The 16,038-nt window shown below is 69.8% G+C and carries 16 protein-coding genes; 4 read left to right on the top strand and 12 right to left on the bottom strand.

Features of this window, described 5'->3' with window-relative positions:
* Genes gcvPB through HII36_RS18710 form a run of 3 tightly spaced genes read right to left on the bottom strand, consistent with a single transcriptional unit; the run spans window position 1 to window position 4,813 of the window.
* Window positions 1-1,554 (bottom strand): aminomethyl-transferring glycine dehydrogenase subunit GcvPB, encoded by a 1,554-nt coding sequence (gcvPB, locus tag HII36_RS18720; RefSeq protein WP_173524498.1) that lies wholly within the window; start codon window positions 1,552-1,554, stop codon window positions 1-3.
* Window positions 1,551-2,876, bottom strand: a complete 1,326-nt coding sequence (gcvPA, locus tag HII36_RS18715) for an aminomethyl-transferring glycine dehydrogenase subunit GcvPA (protein ID WP_173524497.1) — start codon at window positions 2,874-2,876, stop codon at window positions 1,551-1,553. Before gcvPA ends, gcvPB begins: the two co-directional genes overlap by 4 nt.
* Window positions 2,873-4,813, bottom strand: coding sequence for a beta-galactosidase (locus HII36_RS18710; protein ID WP_328807780.1), 1,941 nt, complete (start codon window positions 4,811-4,813; stop codon window positions 2,873-2,875). The genes gcvPA and HII36_RS18710 overlap by 4 nt, the downstream gene beginning before the upstream one ends.
* 110 nt (window positions 4,814-4,923) lie before the next feature.
* On the opposite strand from HII36_RS18710, the gene HII36_RS18705 reads away from it, so the two are divergent.
* Window positions 4,924-5,568 carry a GntR family transcriptional regulator gene (locus tag HII36_RS18705; protein WP_173524496.1) on the top strand — a complete coding sequence of 215 codons (645 nt, stop codon included), beginning with the start codon at window positions 4,924-4,926 and terminating at the stop codon, window positions 5,566-5,568.
* Between the two features lie 26 nt (window positions 5,569-5,594).
* On the opposite strand, the gene HII36_RS18700 is transcribed toward HII36_RS18705, so the two are convergent.
* From HII36_RS18700 to ngcE, 7 genes are all read right to left on the bottom strand, one after another.
* Window positions 5,595-5,915 carry a nuclear transport factor 2 family protein gene (locus HII36_RS18700; protein WP_173524495.1) on the bottom strand — a complete coding sequence of 107 codons (321 nt, stop codon included), beginning with the start codon at window positions 5,913-5,915 and terminating at the stop codon, window positions 5,595-5,597.
* On the bottom strand, window positions 5,915-7,018 hold the full coding sequence (locus HII36_RS18695; protein WP_173524494.1) for a low temperature requirement protein A: 1,104 nt from the start codon (window positions 7,016-7,018) through the stop codon (window positions 5,915-5,917). Before HII36_RS18695 ends, HII36_RS18700 begins: the two co-directional genes overlap by 1 nt.
* A gap of 116 nt (window positions 7,019-7,134) precedes the next feature.
* On the bottom strand, window positions 7,135-7,695 hold the full coding sequence (locus HII36_RS18690; RefSeq protein ID WP_173524493.1) for a superoxide dismutase family protein: 561 nt from the start codon (window positions 7,693-7,695) through the stop codon (window positions 7,135-7,137).
* A gap of 152 nt (window positions 7,696-7,847) precedes the next feature.
* The gene (locus tag HII36_RS18685; RefSeq protein WP_173524492.1) at window positions 7,848-8,123 is read right to left on the bottom strand and encodes a 4a-hydroxytetrahydrobiopterin dehydratase; all 276 of its coding nucleotides are present in this window, start codon (window positions 8,121-8,123) and stop codon (window positions 7,848-7,850) included.
* 9 nt (window positions 8,124-8,132) lie between these two features.
* A complete protein-coding gene (locus tag HII36_RS18680; protein ID WP_173524491.1) occupies window positions 8,133-8,984 on the bottom strand; it encodes a carbohydrate ABC transporter permease in 852 nt (283 codons plus the stop codon).
* Window positions 8,984-9,898 carry a carbohydrate ABC transporter permease gene (locus tag HII36_RS18675; RefSeq protein ID WP_173524490.1) on the bottom strand — a complete coding sequence of 305 codons (915 nt, stop codon included), beginning with the start codon at window positions 9,896-9,898 and terminating at the stop codon, window positions 8,984-8,986. The genes HII36_RS18680 and HII36_RS18675 overlap by 1 nt, the downstream gene beginning before the upstream one ends.
* A gap of 4 nt (window positions 9,899-9,902) precedes the next feature.
* Entirely contained in the window at window positions 9,903-11,351 is a 1,449-nt protein-coding gene (gene ngcE, locus HII36_RS18670; protein WP_173524489.1) for an N-acetylglucosamine/diacetylchitobiose ABC transporter substrate-binding protein, read from the bottom strand.
* 282 nt (window positions 11,352-11,633) lie between these two features.
* On the opposite strand from ngcE, the gene HII36_RS18665 reads away from it, so the two are divergent.
* The gene (locus HII36_RS18665; protein WP_173524488.1) at window positions 11,634-12,743 is read left to right on the top strand and encodes an alkyl sulfatase dimerization domain-containing protein; all 1,110 of its coding nucleotides are present in this window, start codon (window positions 11,634-11,636) and stop codon (window positions 12,741-12,743) included.
* Window positions 12,744-12,761: 18 nt separating this feature from the next.
* Here HII36_RS18665 and HII36_RS18660 read toward each other — a convergent pair whose 3' ends face one another.
* Window positions 12,762-13,994: an aminotransferase class III-fold pyridoxal phosphate-dependent enzyme gene (locus HII36_RS18660; protein WP_173524487.1), complete on the bottom strand. Its 1,233-nt coding sequence runs from the start codon at window positions 13,992-13,994 to the stop codon at window positions 12,762-12,764.
* 17 nt (window positions 13,995-14,011) lie between these two features.
* Window positions 14,012-14,926 carry a carbohydrate kinase family protein gene (locus HII36_RS18655; protein ID WP_173524486.1) on the bottom strand — a complete coding sequence of 305 codons (915 nt, stop codon included), beginning with the start codon at window positions 14,924-14,926 and terminating at the stop codon, window positions 14,012-14,014.
* Between the two features lie 69 nt (window positions 14,927-14,995).
* Here HII36_RS18655 and HII36_RS18650 point away from each other — a divergent pair, with 69 nt between their 5' ends.
* A complete protein-coding gene (locus HII36_RS18650; protein WP_173524485.1) occupies window positions 14,996-15,589 on the top strand; it encodes a TetR/AcrR family transcriptional regulator in 594 nt (197 codons plus the stop codon).
* Between the two features lie 18 nt (window positions 15,590-15,607).
* On the top strand, window positions 15,608-16,009 hold the full coding sequence (locus tag HII36_RS18645; protein ID WP_173524484.1) for a RidA family protein: 402 nt from the start codon (window positions 15,608-15,610) through the stop codon (window positions 16,007-16,009).
* The last annotated feature ends 29 nt before the right edge of the window (window positions 16,010-16,038 follow it).

Genomic DNA, 16,038 nt, shown 5'->3' with positions numbered 1-16,038 from the left:
TCAGTCCCTCGCGCTCAGGTGCTTGCGCACGTAGGCGCGCCAGGTGGGCGCCCACTGCTTGGGGTCGTCCAGCGGGGTCATGTCGATCTTGTGGACGGTCTGGTTGTACGGCGCGCCCTTGACGAACTCGGGGTCGCGCCTGGCCTCATCCGCGACGTGCGCCAGGATGGCCGCGTACTCGTCGAGGTCCTCGCGCGAGTATGACTCGGTCGGCTCCAGCGTGAACGGCTCGGGCACCAGGTACGGGTGGTGGCTGGTCCAGTAGTGGACGCCGAAGTCCGCGGCCCGGACGCCGATCTCCTCCGAGTGCACCCCGGTCTCCTCCGACAACTCCTGCCAGGAGTAGCGGACCTGCTCGATCCTGCGCTGGTCCCACGGCGCGGACGCGCCCGGAATTTGCAGGATCTTGTGCATCAGGTAGTTGTTGTTCAGCACCGCGGTCTCGGCGACCTCGCGCAGGCCCTCGGCGCCGAGCGCCATGATCCACGCGTACGCCCTGACGATGTTCGGCGTCACGCCGAGGAACGGCCTGATCTTGCCGACCGTCTTCTCCGGGGTCTCCAGCCCGTACGCCGACCCGTCGAACGACACCACAGGACCCGGCAGGAACGGCTCCAGCGCGGGCGAGACGCCGCAGGCGCCGGCCGCCGGGCCGCCGCAGGCGTGCGGCGTGGAGAACGTCTTGTGCAGGTTGAAGTGGCACAGGTCGAACCCGGCGTCGCGGGCCCTGGTGATGCCCAGGATGCCGTTGGCGTTGGCCTGGTCGTAGCAGGCCAGGCCGCCGACCGAGTGCACCAGGTCGACGAACTCCTTGATGCGGGAGTTGTAGATGCCGGTGTCCTCCGGGTTGGTGATCATCAGGGCGGCGGTGCGCGGGCCGATGGCGGCGCGCAGGGCCTCGATGTCCGGGTAGCCGTCGGCGTCCGGCATCAGCGTGATGACCTCGTAGCCGGCCGTCTTGGCGCAGGCCGCGTTCGACGGGTGCGAGAACATCGTGGTGATGACCTGGTCGCGGTGGCTCTCGCCGTTGGCCGCGTGGTAGGCGCGGATCATCGCGATGTTGGCGTAGATGGCGGCCGAGCCGGAGCCCGGCTGCAGCGACACGCGCGACATGCCGGAGATCTCGGCCAGCATCCGCTCAAGACGCCAGTAGATCTCCAGCACGCCCTGCACGGTGTCCTCGTGCTGCAGCGGGTGCAGCTCGGCGATCGCGTTGGCGAACTGGTCGTTGACCTTGGGGCTGTACTTCATCGTGCAGGTGCCCTGGCCGACGTCGATGTTCAGGTCGACGCCCAGGTTCTCCTGCGACAGGCGCAGGTAGTGGCGCAGGACGTGCAGCTGCGACATCTCGGGCAGCTTCGGCGCGCGCTCCCGGCGCACCGACTCCGGCAGCTCCACGCGCGGCGCGCCCGGCTCGGGCACGGCCAGTCCGCGCCGGCCCTCCCTGGACAGCTCGAAGATGATCGGTTCGTCCCACCTGGCCTGGTGGAAGCGGCGCAGTGGCGGCTTGGGCGCCACCGGCAGCTCGGCGAAGGACTCCGCGTGCCCGCTCATCCGTTCAGAACCTCCTTCACGGCCGCAGCGAGCCGGTCGATGTCGTCGATGGTGTGGCGCTCGGTCACGCAGACCAGGAGCGTGCGATCGTCGAGCGCGACGCCGCCGTAGATGCCGCGCTCGCGCAGCGCGTCGAGCAGGGCGTGGCTGGACGGCACCTCGACGGCGAACTCGCGGAAGTGGACCGTGTCCGCGTGCAGGGTCCAGGGGGCCAGCGCGTCCATGGCGTAGCGGGTGCGGGCCAGGATGGTCTCACCCAGCTCGGCCATGCCCTGCGGGCCCATGAGCGCCAGGTAGACGCCGGCCGTGATGCCCCACAGGGCGGCCGCGGTGCCGACCCATTCCTTGCCCTCCTCGCGCAGCGCGAACGAGGTGCGGTCGTAGAAGACGTCGCCGAAGCCGTACTCGCCGGGGACCTTGGTGGGCGCGATGCCGAACAGCCGCGAGGGGAACTCGGCCACCAGCGGCTCGTGGTCCTGGGTGGCGATGTAGCCGGCCTGGCCGCCGCCGTAGTTCTGGTGGATGCCGAGCGACTGGATGTCGCCGCAGACGATGTCGGCGCCGTACGCGGCCGGCGGGGCCAGCACGCCCAGCGAGATCGGGTCGGTGCTGACGACCAGCAGCGCGCCGTTGGCGTGCGCCAGGTCGGCCAGCTCCTTGCCCCGGGTCTCGACGACGCCGTAGACGTTCGGGGTCTCCAGGAAGATCGCCGCGTAGGTGTCATCGATGGTCACCTCGCCCATCTCGCCGTCGCCGGCGACCGGGGCGAGCTCGACGGTGATGTCGGGGGCCAGGAAGTCACGCAGCTTGCTCAGCTTGTCGGCGCCGACGGCCCCGCTGACCAGCACCTTCGACCGCTTGGTGTACCGGCAGGCCATGCGCAGGGCGGTGCCGGCGGCCTGGAAGCCGTCGTAGGTCGGGACGTTGACCACGTCCATCTCGAGCAGTTCGCCCATCATGCTGACGTACTCGAACAGGGCCTGGAAGCGGCCGTGGTCCTCGTACGGCTCGCCCGCGTACGCCGTGAGGAACTCGCTCCTGGAGTTCACCTCGTCGCACACCGCGGGCACGTGATGCGGGTAGCAGCCGTGGCCCAGGAAGCTGAGCGCCTCCTCGGTGTCGGTGGTCCTGGCGAACAGGGACCTCATGTGGCGCACCAGGTCCCGCTCGGCCGTGAACGGCGCGGGCAGGTCGAGCGGCCGGTCGAGGCGCAGGTCCGCGGGGATGTCGGCGTAGAACTCCTCGACACTCGACACGCCGAGCGCGGCGAGCATCTCGGCCCGTACGCCGGGTTCGGCGTTCGGGATGTACGGGTGTGTCACTGTTCTCCTTCGATCCTGAGCACGACGGCGTCGCGTGCGGGCAACGCGATCTCGCCGCGCATGGGGGTTCCGGTGAGCAGGTCGGTGCCGCCGCTGGGCAGCGTGACCGGCTGGGGTGCGGTGGTGTGGTTGAGCAGGAAGAGGAAGCCGCCGCGCCGCACGGCCTCCACGCCCATAGGCACGTCGACGCGGTCCACGCCGTCGAGCACCAGGTCCAGGACCGGCGTGACGTCGTCGAGCAGGCAGCTCACGTAGGTGGCGCGGCCCTTGCGGGTGATCGCGGGCCGGCCGTCCAGGTCGCCGCCCAGGTAGTGGGCGATCGGCTCGGCGTCGATCAGCCTGAGCCATTCGGCCCAGGTGCCCGCCCGGCCCATGGTGGTGTCCTGGGGGCCGGTGAGCGGCCAGAACTCGTCCACGGCGACGCCGAGCAGGTCCTTGAGCGGTCCCGGCGCGCCGCCGTCGTGGATCTGGTCGTCCCTGGTGACCACGCCGCTGAACGGGCCGACGATCAGCTCGCCGTCGAAGGACGCCAGCGCCTTGGCCTGCTCCTCGGTGCACAGGTAGAGGTTCGGCGCGATGACCACCCGGTACGGCGACAGGTCGCGGCCGGGCGGCGTCAGGTCGACGGAGATGCCGCGCGCGTGCAGCGGGGCGTACCAGGCGAGCAGGAGCTCCTTGAGCTTGAGCCGGTTCGACGGCATCGACTCCGGCGCTTCGAGCCCCCACCAGCTCTCCCAGTCGAGCACCAGCGCCACCTGGGCGGTGGTGTCGGCTCCCGCGACCTCGGCCAGGTTGCGCAGGTCGCGGCCCAGGCGCAGGGTGTCCTGCCAGCCGCGGGTTCGCGTGCCGCCGTGCGGGAGCATCGCGGAGTGGAACTTCTCCGGGCCGTACTTCGCCTGGCGCCACTGGAAGAACATCACGCCGTCCGAGCCGTGGGCCAGCGCCTGGAGGCTGTGCAGGCGCATCACGCCGGGCGGCTTGGGGGCGTTGACCTCGCGCCAGGAGACGGCCGACGGCGCGGATTCGAGCAGCAGCCAGGGCCGCCGCTTGAGCGAGCGCATCAGGTCGTAGCTGAGCGCGACCGCCACGTGCGAGGTCGGGTCGGCCGGGTCGGGGTAGGCGTCGTCGCTGACCAGGTCCTCGGCCGCGGCCCAGGTCCAGTAGTCGAGTCCGTGCAGGATGCTCATGAAGTTGGTGGTGACCGGGACGTCCGGGGTGACGGCGCGCAGCGCGGCCTTCTCCGCCTGGAACAGCTCCAGCAGCGCGTCGCTGCAGAAGCGCCGCCAGTCGAGCAGCTGGGCCGGGTTGACCGGGCCAGGGGCCGTGCGCGGCGGCTCGACCTGGGCGAAGCCGGTGTAGTGCTGGCCCCAGCAGGAGGTGCCCCAGGCGGCGTTGAGCGCGCCGATCTCGCCGTAACGGGCCTGGAGCCAGCGCCTGAAGTGGGCGGCCGACTCCGGGCAGAAGCACTCCAGCGTGTGGTCGGCGTACTCGTTGCCGATGTGCCACATGGCCAGGGCGGGGTGCTCGCCGTAGCGCTCGGCCATGACCGTGGCCAGGCGCGTCGCGTGCTCACGGTAGACGGGCGAGCTCGGGCAGTAGCCCTGGCGTGAGCCGAACTCCAGCCGTACGCCGTCGGCGTTGACCGGCATCATCTCCGGGTGCGCGCGCACCAGCCACGGGGGCGGCGTCGCGGTCGCGGTGGCCAGGTCGGCGGCCACGCCGTGCACGTGCAGCAGGTCGAGCACGCGGTCGAGCCAGCCGAAGTCGTACGCGCCCGGCTCGGGTTCGAGCCGCGACCAGGAGAAGACGGCGACGGTGGCCATGTTGACCCCGGCCTCGGCCATGAGCCGCACGTCCTCGGCCCAGACCTCCTCCGGCCACTGCTCGGGGTTGTAGTCGCCGCCGAACAGCAGCCCCGGCACTCGGGTCAGACCCACTCCAGCTCCCTTGCTGTGACATGTACTATTTTGTATTCAGAATTCATAGTGCAGAATTTTGCATCACGTCAAGCGGTAAACTGGGGTGCAGATTGAGGCGAAGGAGCGTCATGCCGATCGAGCGGCGACCGCTGCGCGAGCAGATCAAGGAAGAGCTGCTGAGGAAGCTCGATCGGGGCGACTTCACCGCAGGCACCGACATCAACGAGGCGGCGCTGGCGGCCGAGCTGGGAGTCAGCCGCACGCCGCTGCGCGAGGCCCTGATCACGCTGGCCGGCGAGGGCGTGCTGGAGAGCAGTCAGGGGCGCGGGTTCAGGTTCGCGCCGGTCAGCAGGCGCGAGTTCCGCGAGCTCTGCGAGATCGTGGCCGCGCTCGAGTCGCTGGCCCTGGAGAGCTCCGACCCCGTCCACCTGCGCAAGGTCGCCCCCGACCTGCTCAGGCTGGCCAACGAGTTCCCCGACAACGTGGCCGAGCAGCAGGTCATCGAGCGCCACGACGACGAGTGGCACGACCTGCTGCTCAGCGGGTGCCGCAACGAGCGGCTGCTCGACCTGATCACCAGCGTCAAGGCCGGCATGCGCCGCTACACGCACCTGCTGGCGGGCGACGACGCGCCGCTGGAGCGCGAGGCCGCCGAGCACTGCCGGGTGGCCGAGCTGATCCTGGCCGGCGACCTCACCAAGGCCACGCAGGCGCTGCGCGACAACTGGGTCAACGGGATGGAGCGGATGATGTCCCGCCTGCCCTCAGGCTGAGGCCGGCGGGGATCAACCGGCGGGGATCAACCGGCGGGCACCGCGGCGGCCGTCTGCCGCCAGATCTTGCCGTCCTTGACGACCAGGGTGCCGAACGCGTTCACCCGGTTGCCCGCGACGGTCATGCGGGCGTTGTAGAAGATCACGTCGTCGGTCCGCTGGAGTGCGGTGATCTCGTCGACCTGCGGCTTCGCCTGGAGGTAGGCGGCGAAGAACGCCCTGATCTCGGCCGGCCCGCGGGCCACCCGGTCGAGCCTGACGACGACGGCGTCCTCGTGATACTGGCCGAGCAGCGTCTCCAGATCCTGGTCGGCGATGGCCGCGAGCTGGCGGTCGAACAGGTCCATCAGGTTCCTTCCGGCACCGGGCGGCGCAGGTCGTGGAGCACCTGGGCCGCGCCGTAGGCGAGTATCAGCGCCAGCGCCGCCGCGATCGGCAGCGCGGAGGTGGCCAGCGTGATCGCGGCCGCCGCGAAGCGGATCGAGGCCGCGCCGCGGGCGCGCGAGCACAGGTGCTGCACTCCGAGTACGGCGAACACGAGCGCGGCCGGCACCCCGACCGCCCAGCTCGCCCCCGACGGATGCGTGATCGCGTGCTCGATGCCGATGCCGAAGGCCACCAGGCCGAGCGACAGCGGCAGGTGCGAGTAGACCCAGACCTGACCGGCCACCTGGGTACGCAGCACGACCGATTCGTCCAGGTGCCCGAAGTAGAGCCACCAGAACGCCATCGCGATCGCCACCCCGGCCAGCGCGATCAGCAGCGTGCCCGGGGTGATGTCGTGGCCCTTGAGCCCGACGACCACGGCCGCGACCACCTCGCCCAGGACGATCACCACGAACAGCCCGAACCGCTCGGGCAGATGCTCGCTCTGTGGCGGCAGCGCGCCCTGGTGCTTGCGCGCGAGCAGCGGGGTGACCAGGTCGATCACCAGGGCCACGGCCCAGAACGCGTACCGCTGGGGCGGCTCGACGGCCAGCGAGGCCAGCCAGATGGCCGCGGCGATCGTGAAGCCGGCGGCGTATCGGACGGTCAGCGGCCTGGCGGCGGCGACGTGCCGGCCGGCGCGCAGGTAGGCCACGATGAGCAGGACGCGCGCGACGACGTAGGCGACGGCGAAGAGCCCGGAGCGCTCGCCGATGCTGCCCACGCTCGCCGCCATCGTGGCGACGGCCAGCATCTGCGGCAGGGCGAGCAGCCGGTGGCTGACGTCGTCGGTGTCGAACCGGTTGGCGTAGAAGACGTATCCGGCCCAGGCCCACCAGACGGGCACGAACAGCCCGGCGAACGCCAGGACGTGCGCGAGGTCGGCCTTCTCGGCCAGCACGGCGGCCACCTCGGCGACGGCGACGACGAAGACCAGGTCGTAGAGGAGTTCCAGCCAGGTCGCCCGCCGATGCGCGTCTTCGAACAGCCGTAATCGGGGCGGCTGCCATTGACGACTGTTCACACGTGACCTCCGGCCAGCCGTGGCGATGTAATTCTGTAATTATGCCCCAGGGCGGCAGGAGCCGGCGCACCCCCGGAGACCCGAATGAGGCCGGTTCAGCGCCGGGTGCGGCCGGTTCAGCGCAGGGTGACGCAGGCGACGCGCGGCCCGGCGGCGCCCGCGTCGGGGCCGGACGACTTGGTCGGCTCGGCGTGGATGACGAGCGAGCCCGGCAGGCTGCCGGCGGTGAAGTGCCAGTCGTGCCTGGCCGCCGAGCGCCCGGCGCCGGACTCGTCGGTGGTGAGGTCGAGCCAGACCTCGCTGGTCGCGGTGGCCCGGTGCGGCTCGTGCCGGTAGTGCGGCCCGGCGTCCTCGGGCTTCGCGCCGCAGGGGCGGGTGTGCAGGTGGGCGCCGTAGCGGCGGTTGGGCAGCAGGCCCTCGACGACGAGCGAGGTGCGAGTCTTCTTGCCGGCCGACTCGGTGGTCACGCTGGCCTGCGCGCCCGCCGGCGCGAGCTTGCGGTCGTAGACGATGGCGGACGTGGTCGTGGCGCCGAGCTCGCCGCCGCCGGACAGCCTGATCGGCCGGTCGGCGTTCTGGCCGGGTGCGGCGTCGTGGCCGGGCACCTCGTGCATGGTGGCGGGCTCCGCGGAACAGGCGGCGGCCAGCAGAAGGAACAGGACCGCGGGCAGGCGCATGGGAAACCCCTCGAAGAGAACGCGAGCCCGCACGGTGCCACAGGCTCCGGGAGGTTGACCACTCTAGCGAGTGACCGACCGGATACGGAGCGCATTCGTCAGTGTCGGCGGGGCGCGTCCCGCCCGGCCGCGGTGAGAAGCCCGCGGCCGGGTCAGGCGCCGTGCTCGGTGGCGATGGCGTCGATCATGGCGGCCAGCCGGAAGTCCAGCTCCGTCAGGCCGCCCTGATCGTGGGTGGTCAGGGCCAGGTGGAGGTCTCGCCAGCGGATGTCGATGTCCGGATGGTGGTTGAGCTCCTCCGCCTTGACGGCGATCTCGTCGACGATGCGGATGGCGGTCGGGAAGTCGGGCGCGGTGACCGTTCTGCGGATCTCGTCGCCTTCACGCCGCCATTCCGGCAGGTCCTTGAGCTTGCTGTCGACGTCCATGGCCCTACGTTACTTCAGCGCCCCCGAGCTCAGCCCGGACTGGATCTGGCGCTGGAAGATGATGTAGACGATCAGCACCGGCAGGATGGTCATGCTCAGGGCGGCGAAGAGCCCCGACCAGTCGGCCTCGTAGCCGGCCAGCGTGGAGATCCTGGCGATGCCCTGGGTGAGCATGTACTTGTCGTCGTCGGAGACGAGCACCAGCGGCAGGAGATACTGGTTCCACTGGCCCAGGACGTTGAAGATGGTGATGCTGATCAGGCCGGGCTTGGCCATCGGGAGCATCACCTGGAAGAACGTCCTGGTGTGCGACGCGCCGTCGATCTTGGCGGCCTCGGCGACGGCCTCCGGCAGGGTGCGGAAGAACGCCGCCAGGAAGAACACCGTGAACGGCAGCGAGTACGCGATGTACACGATGACCAGCCCGAGGTGCGTGTTCAGCAGCCCGAACTGCTTGACCACGAAGAACAGCGGGCTCAGCGCCAGGAAGACCGGGAAGGCCAGGCCCGCCACGAAGTAGTAGTAGATCAGCTTGCTGCCGATGAACTTGTACCGTGCCAGGACGTAGGCCGCCATCGACCCGAACAACATCGTGCCCGCCGTGCCGAAGAACACCACGATCACGGTGTTGAACATGTACTGGCCGATGTGCGCCTTGTCCCAGGCACGTCCCCACGAGTCGATCCGCAGCGCCCCGGGCAGTTGCAGCGGGTCGCCGAAGATCTCGGCGTTGCTCTTGAAGGACGCCAGGAACGTCCACAGGAACGGCAGGATGATCAGCAGGGCCCAGACGGCCAGTGCCACATGGGAAAGCCCGCCGAGCACGCTGGGCCGTGGCCTGCTCGCGCCACGCGAAGCCATCAGAGCTCAACCCTCTCACGCCTGGTCGTACGCAGTGTCAGCACGGCGAACGTCACGGTCAGGAAGAACAGCGCCACGCCCATCGCCGACGCGTAGCCGACCCTGTTGTAGTCGAAAGCCGTCTTGTAGATGGTGATCGGCAGAATGGTCGTCGCCCCGTCGGGCTGACCCTTGTCGCCGACCAGCACCTGGATCAGCGCGAACCCGTCGAACGCGGCGATGCCCAGGTAGATCCAGCCCACCTGGACGGTGTCGCGCAGCAACGGCAGCGTGATCGAGAAGAACAACCTCATGCGGCCGGCGCCGTCGAGCATGGCGGCCTCGAAGTAGTCCTTCGGAATGGCGGCCATGCCCGCCGAGAACAACACCACGTAGAACCCGACGGCCTGCCAGACCATCACCGCGATGACCGCCCAGAGCGCCAGGCTGGGCTCGATCAGCCAGCCGACGGGCTCGATGCCGAGCCTGTCCAGCGCGCCGTTGATGACGCCGTTCTTGTCGGGCCGGTAAATGGCCTGGAACAGCACGGCGACCACGGCCACGGCGAGGACCTGGGGGAAGAAGAACACCACGCGGTAGAACTTCGACCCCCAGACCCCTTTCATGCCCGCGCCACGCGAGCCCCCGCCCAGATTCAGCAGGAAGGCCAGGAACAACGCGATGGCGATCGTCGTGAGCGGCAGCACAAGCAGCAAAATGCCGTGATTTCGCAGGGCCTGCCAGAAGACCTCATCAGCGAACAACTTGCCGAAGTTGTCCAGCCCGACGTAATTCACTACCGAGGTGTAGCCGTTCCAGCTCGTCAGCGAAAGCTGAAAAGCCTGGATGTACGGGCTGATCACGAAGACCGAATACAAGGCCACCGGGACGATGAGGAATCCGATGACGAACCCGTACTTGCGCAACCGCTCCATGGTGTTACTGGCTCCGCGTCTGCTTGGCGACCGAGTCGTCCTTCTTGATGTCGTCGGCCTTCTTCTGCATCTTGGTGAGGTACTCGTCGGGGGTCATCCGGCCGGCCATGAGGTTGATCATCTCGGCGTGGCCGAAGTCGAAGAGCTCCTTGTACCAGCCCTCGAAGCGCGCCTCGGTGATGATGTTCTGGCCGGCCGCGTCTCCGGCCTTGGCCGCGCTCATCAGGCCCGGGGGCAGGTCCACGCCCTCGGCGGCGCCGTTCACCACGGTGACGCTCTTGGTCTTCTCGGTGAAGCCCTTCGCGCCTTCCTTCGACAGCATGATGCGCAGGTACTCGAGGCCGCCGGGAACGTTCTTGCCCTTGGCCGGCACCGCGAAGTTCTCGCCCACGCCGACCTGGATGGCGCCGTAGGGCATCTTGTCGGCCGCGGTGACGTCGGGGATGGGCGCGATGGCGTACTCGAAGTCCATCGGCTTGTCCTTGGCCATCTCGTTCTCGATCCAGGACCCGACGGGGTAGAACAGCAGCTTGTTCTGCAGGTGCTTGACCTGGACCTGGGTGTGGTCGAGACCGAGGTAGGACTTGTCGCTGTACTTCAGCATGATGTCGGTCCAGGCGGTCACCGCCTGCTTGACCGGCTCCGCCAGCCAGGCGTTGTCGACCAGGTTGTCGATGTCGATGATGACCTGGTTGCCGCCGATCTTGGCGGCCGTGTAGAGCACGTTCCAGAGCTGGTAGTACGGGCCCTTCAGACCCGGGTAGGCGAAGAGGTGGATGCCCTCCTTCTTCGCCGTGTCGCCGAGCGCGGTGAACTCGGCCCAGGTCTTGGGCAGGGTCCAGCCCTTCGACGCGAACAGCTTGGCGTTGTACCAGAGCGCGCGGTGGGACACGGTGTAGTTGAGCACCACGTCCTTGCCGCTGATCTTGGCGTTGTCCAGCACGGCCGGCGTGATCGTGTCACGGACCTTCTTGCTCGGGTCGTCGATGGACGGCGCGTCGAACAGCGCGGTCAGCTCGGCGAGCTGGCCCTCGGCGGCCAGGGCGGCCAGGTCGAGCGCCTCGGGGCCGGAGTTGTTGAGCACGTCGGGGACGTCGCCGCCCTGGAAGCGCGGGCGGAGCTGGGTGCCGATGCCCTGGGTGCCGGTGTGCTTGATCGAGACGCCCGCGTACGCCTTCTTGTAGAGCTCCTCGTGCAGGTCCTTGGCGTAGGAGTCGCCGTAGCCGCCGCTGAAGATGACGACTTCGAGCGGCTTCTTGGGGTCGACGCCGAAGGGGTTCTTGGGGTCGGTGGTGGCCGCCGCCGAGGTGGGCGCGGCAGACGGCTGGTCGCCGCTGCCCGCGCCGCCCGTCGCACAGGCGCTCAGCAGGCCCGCGCCGGGGCCGGCGACGAGCGCGGTCATGCCGATACGGCGCAGCAACTGGCGCCGGGTTATCTCGCCCGGGTGGGTCATGTGGGCTCCTGGAGAGGATCAATTAGGAAAGTTTCCTAAACGTTTGCCCGAACGTACGAACGCCTGGCAACACGCGTCAAGGGGGCGCAATCGAGACGTGACCTTGCCGTGATCCCTTGCCTAGAACGACGTTCTAGAAGGAAGGTGGGTCACATGATTGTCGAGTACGCGGACCGCGTGTGGCGCGGAGAGTCTGACGACAGCATCGTTGACAGGGGCATGGAGGACAAGGGTGTCCAAACCATAGCCGATGGCCTCGGGTGGTGGTCGGGGTTCGGTAACGTGATCGTCTTCGAGACGGAGGGCGAACTGCTGCTGTTCGACACCAGCAGCCCGTTCTCCGCCGGGAAGCTGCACCAGGACGTTCGTGCCTGGTCACGGGCCCCGATGACCACCGCCTTCTACTCGCACGGGCACATCGACCACGTGCACGGCACCGGGCCGTTCGAGGCCGAGGACGGCGCGCGCCGCGCCACCGTCTACGCCCATCGCGCGGTGGCCGACCGTTTCGAGCGTTACCTGCTGACCAACGGTTACAACGAGGTGATCAACCAGCGCCAGTTCCAGAGTTCCAAGCTGCGCTGGCCCACCGACTACCGTTATCCGGACGTCACCTACTCCGACGCGCTCACCGTCCGGCGCGGGGAGCTCACCTTCGACCTGTTCCACGCCAAGGGCGAGACGGACGACGCCACCGTGGCCTACGTCCCCGAGCACCGGCTGCTGCTGCCCGGCGACCTGTTCATCTGGGTCACCCCCAACTGCGGCAACCCGCAGAAGGTGCAGCGTTACCCGCGCGAATGGGTGCACGCGCTGCGCCGGATGGCCGGCCTGGACGCCGAGATCATGCTGCCCAGCCACGGCGCGCCGATCTTCGGCCGCGACCGCATCAGGCAGGCGCTGCTGGAGACGGCGGAATGGCTGGAATCGCTCATCACCCAGACCCTGGAGATGCTCAACGCGGGCGCCAGGCTCGACGAGATCGTGCACTCGGTAAAGCCGCTTTCCCGGCTCGCCGACCGGCCCTATTTGCGGGCGCGATACGACGAGCCGGAATTCGTCGTGCGTAATCTCTGGCGGTTGTACGGCGGCTGGTACGACGGAAATCCGGCGCATCTGAAGCCGGCCCCGGACGCCGTATTGGCGGCGTCGGTCGCGGAACTCGCGGGCGGCGCCGGCGCGCTCGCCGACGCCGCGCTGAAGGCCCTTTCCGACGGCGACGAACGGCTGGCCGGACATCTCGCGGAAATGGCCGCGCTGGCCGCTCCTGACGACGCCGGAGTACACCGGGTCAGGGCCGAGGTTTTCGCCGCCCGGGCCGCCGCCGAACAATCGTTGATGGCCAAGGGCATCTTCACCTGGGCCGCGGCGGAATCGGCGAAGCGCGCCTGACCGCGGCAGGACCGGCGATCAGCCGAAGTGCGCGCGGGTCTCGGCGAAGGCCTGGTCGGTGCCCTCCAGCGCCCGCGCCACGTCCTCCTCGGTGTGCGCCGCCGACATGAACCAGTTGTGCCACGGGTGCAGGTACACCCCGTGCCGCAGGCACGCGTCGCTCCAGTGCAGCGCGACGGACAGGTCGGCGTCGCCGTCGAAGCTGAGCCACGGGATCGTGACGGGCCCGGTCTGGTTCACGGTGAACCCGTGCGCCTTCGCCTGGGCCCGCAGCCCCTCGCGCAACTGGGTGCCGGCCCGTTCCATGGCCGCGATGCCGTCGGTGTCGCGCAGGGTCTCGATGGTCGCCTTGGCCGCGGCCATCGCGACCGCGGAGAACCAGAACGACCCGGTCGAGTACAGCGACTGCGCCGCGGTGCGCAGCGCGTCGGTGCCCGTGACGGCCGCGATCGGGTAGCCGTTCGCCATCGCCTTGGACCAGGCGGTCAGGTCGGGACGCACGCCGTACGGCTCCCACGACCCGCGCAGGTCGATCCTGAACCCGGCCCGGACGTCGTCGATGACCAGCGCCGCGCCCAGCCGGTCGGCCAGCGCGCGGGCGCCGCGGGCGAAGGCGGGCTCCACGAGCTCCTGGTCCTCGAACGAGTCGTGCTTGAACGGCGTGACGATGACGGCCGCCACGTCGCCGTCCACGGTGGCCGCCGCGGCCTCCAGGGATTCGAGCGAGTTGTAGGTGAACTCGACCAGGTCGGCGCGCTCGTTCGGGGTGGTGCCGGCGAGCGAGGGCGTGCACCACGGGTCGGCGCCGTGGTAGGCGCCGTGCGCCATGAGCACCTTCGTGCGGCCGGTCGCGGCCCTGGCGACCATGAGCGCCTGCGTGGTGGCGTCGGTGCCGTTCTTGGAGAACATCGCCCAGTCGGCGCTGGGCACGGTGTCGACCAGCAGCTCGGCCAGCTCCACCATGACGGGGCCGGGGCCGTTGAGACAGTCGCCGCGGGCGAGCTGCCCGGCGGCGGCCTCCTCCACGCGCGGGTGCCGGTGCCCGAGCACGACCGGGCCCCAGCTGCACATGAAGTCGATGTACTCGCGGCCGTCGACGTCCCATTGGCGGCAGCCCTCGCCGCGGTCGAAGAACTGCGGGTAGCCGGGGGCGAAGATGGCCGCGTTGAGGTGCCCGTACATGCCGCCGGGCACCACTTGCAGGGCCCGCTTCCTGAGTTCGGCGTCGGTCGTGGGGGTCGTGGGGGTCATACGGGTACAGCCCTTTCTCAGAGAAGTGCGAGCGTGGCCGGCAGGTCGGTGAGACCGGCGTCCGAGCCGAGCCCGCTCGCCACGCGGGCGGCCGCGGCGGTGCCCCAGCGGGCGGCCGTGATCACGTCCTGGCCGTGCAGGAGCCCGGTGATGAACCCGGCGCAGTACGCGTCGCCGCAGCCCGTGGTGTCGGCTACGTCCGTCTTGAGCGCGGGGACGTGCGTCTCGCCCGCGCTCGTCACCACCAGGCTGCCTTCGGCGCCCAGCGTGACCAGCACGCCGCGCGGCCCCTCGGCCAGCAGCGCCCGCGCGGCGGCGGGCACGTCGGCCGCGCCGGTCATGAGCAGAGCCTGCGACTCGTTGGGCAGCACGTAGTCGACGTGCGGCAGGAACGCGCGGGCCATGCCGAGCAGATCCGGCAGCTCGGACAGCAGGTCCAGGGTGACGAGGGCGCCCCCGGCCCTGAGCTCGTCGAGCAGGCCGAAGAAGGCCGGGTCGCCCAGGCCGAAGGTCACGTCCATGCCGCCCAGGTGCACCGCCCGCGCGCCGCGCAGGGTCTCGGCGTCCAGGTCGGCGAGCGTGACGCCGAGGTTCGCGCCCGGCACGTGGAAGCTGGGCCGCCCGCCGTCGGGGCGGATCGGCAGGATGGACGCGGCGGTCTGCTCGCCGGTCCTGCGGGCCAGGCGCGAGACGTCCACGCCGCGCTTGGCCAGCACGGCCAGCAGGAAGTCGCCCAGCTCGTCGTCACCGACTGCGCCCATGGTGACGACGTCGTTGCCCAGCTTGACCAGGTCCACCGCGGTGCCCGCGGCGGCCCCGGCGGCGGTCAGCCGGATCTGGTCGACCAGTACGGTGTCCTGGCCCTCGGGGATGTGCTCGACGGGCCTGGCGAGGATGTCGACGATGTGCACGCCGACGGTGGCGACGGTCATGGTCTAAATAGACAGACGTCCGAATAAAAAGTCAATATGCTGGGAGCAGCACGAGAAGGGGGTAACAGGATGCCGAAGATCGTCGACCACGACGAGCGCAGGCGCGAGGTGCTGTCGGCCGCCCGCCGGGTGATCGTCAGAGACGGCATCGACGCCGCGACCACCCGCGCCATCGCCAAGGAGGCCGGCTACTCCAACGGCGTGCTCGCGCACTACTTCGCCGACAAGGACGAGATCCTGCTCTCCGCGCTGCGCCAGTCGCACCAGCGCATCCGCGAACGGCTCACCCGCAAGGTGCGGGGGGTCGGCGGCCTGGCCGCGCTGCGCGAGCTGCTGCTCGACAACCTCCCGCTGGACGCCGAGCGCACCCAGGAGACGCGGCTGGAGGTCAGCTTCTGGAGCCGCAGCCTGGCCGCCGAGCACCTGGCCGAGATCCAGCGCGCCGAGGCCGCGGAACTGCGCTCGGCCGTACGCGACCTGCTGGCCGAGGCCCGCGCGGCCGGCGAGCTGAACGCCGAGGAGAACCTCGACGACGTGGCCGAGCACCTGCTGGCCATGATGGACGGCCTCAGCCTGCACCTGCTGCTCTACCCCGACCGGCTGACCAGGGCCGACCTCGAACGCCTGATGCTGCAGACCCTCGATCGGCTCCGCGCGCCCTAGCCGGGCACAATGTCGGCCATGACCAGATTCGAACTCTCCACGCCGGACACGCTGCCGCCGGCCAACGGCTACAGCCACGTCGCGAGCGTCCCGCCCGGCCACCGGCTGGTCTGGACCTCCAGCCAGGTCCCCGTCGAGGCGGACGGCGCCCTCGCGCCCGCCGGCGACTGGGAGGCGCAGACCAGGCTCGTCTTCCGCAACCTGGAGCAGGCGCTGAAGGCGGCGGGCGCGGGCTGGGCCGACGTGTTCAAGCTGACGTTCTACGTCACCGACACCGCCGAGCTGGCCACGGTCAGGCGGGTGCGCGACGAGTTCGTCGATGTCGGCAGGCCGCCGACGAGCTCGCTGGTCCAGGTGGCCGGGCTGTTCCGGCCGGACGTCCTGATCGAGGTCGAGGCGGTGGCCGCGGTCGCGCCGTGAACCGTTGAAGTATTTCGGACGACCGACTA

The organism is Nonomuraea antri (assembly GCF_013283785.1).
Lineage (GTDB): Bacteria > Actinomycetota > Actinomycetes > Streptosporangiales > Streptosporangiaceae > Nonomuraea > Nonomuraea antri.
The sequence above is the reverse complement of the archived record's forward strand: the minus strand, read 5'-3'. Positions and strand labels throughout refer to the sequence as shown.

Coding starts and splice junctions, on each gene's coding strand:
- gcvPB (WP_173524498.1), bottom strand. CDS start 1,554: ATGAGCGGGCACGCGGAGTCCTTCGCCGAGCTGCCGGTGGCGCCCAAG.
- HII36_RS18705 (WP_173524496.1), top strand. CDS start 4,924: ATGCCGATCGAGCGGCGACCGCTGCGCGAGCAGATCAAGGAAGAGCTG.
- HII36_RS18700 (WP_173524495.1), bottom strand. CDS start 5,915: ATGGACCTGTTCGACCGCCAGCTCGCGGCCATCGCCGACCAGGATCTG.
- HII36_RS18690 (WP_173524493.1), bottom strand. CDS start 7,695: ATGCGCCTGCCCGCGGTCCTGTTCCTTCTGCTGGCCGCCGCCTGTTCC.
- HII36_RS18685 (WP_173524492.1), bottom strand. CDS start 8,123: ATGGACGTCGACAGCAAGCTCAAGGACCTGCCGGAATGGCGGCGTGAA.
- HII36_RS18680 (WP_173524491.1), bottom strand. CDS start 8,984: ATGGCTTCGCGTGGCGCGAGCAGGCCACGGCCCAGCGTGCTCGGCGGG.
- HII36_RS18675 (WP_173524490.1), bottom strand. CDS start 9,898: ATGGAGCGGTTGCGCAAGTACGGGTTCGTCATCGGATTCCTCATCGTC.
- ngcE (WP_173524489.1), bottom strand. CDS start 11,351: ATGACCCACCCGGGCGAGATAACCCGGCGCCAGTTGCTGCGCCGTATC.
- HII36_RS18660 (WP_173524487.1), bottom strand. CDS start 13,994: ATGACCCCCACGACCCCCACGACCGACGCCGAACTCAGGAAGCGGGCC.
- HII36_RS18655 (WP_173524486.1), bottom strand. CDS start 14,926: ATGACCGTCGCCACCGTCGGCGTGCACATCGTCGACATCCTCGCCAGG.
- HII36_RS18650 (WP_173524485.1), top strand. CDS start 14,996: ATGCCGAAGATCGTCGACCACGACGAGCGCAGGCGCGAGGTGCTGTCG.
- HII36_RS18645 (WP_173524484.1), top strand. CDS start 15,608: ATGACCAGATTCGAACTCTCCACGCCGGACACGCTGCCGCCGGCCAAC.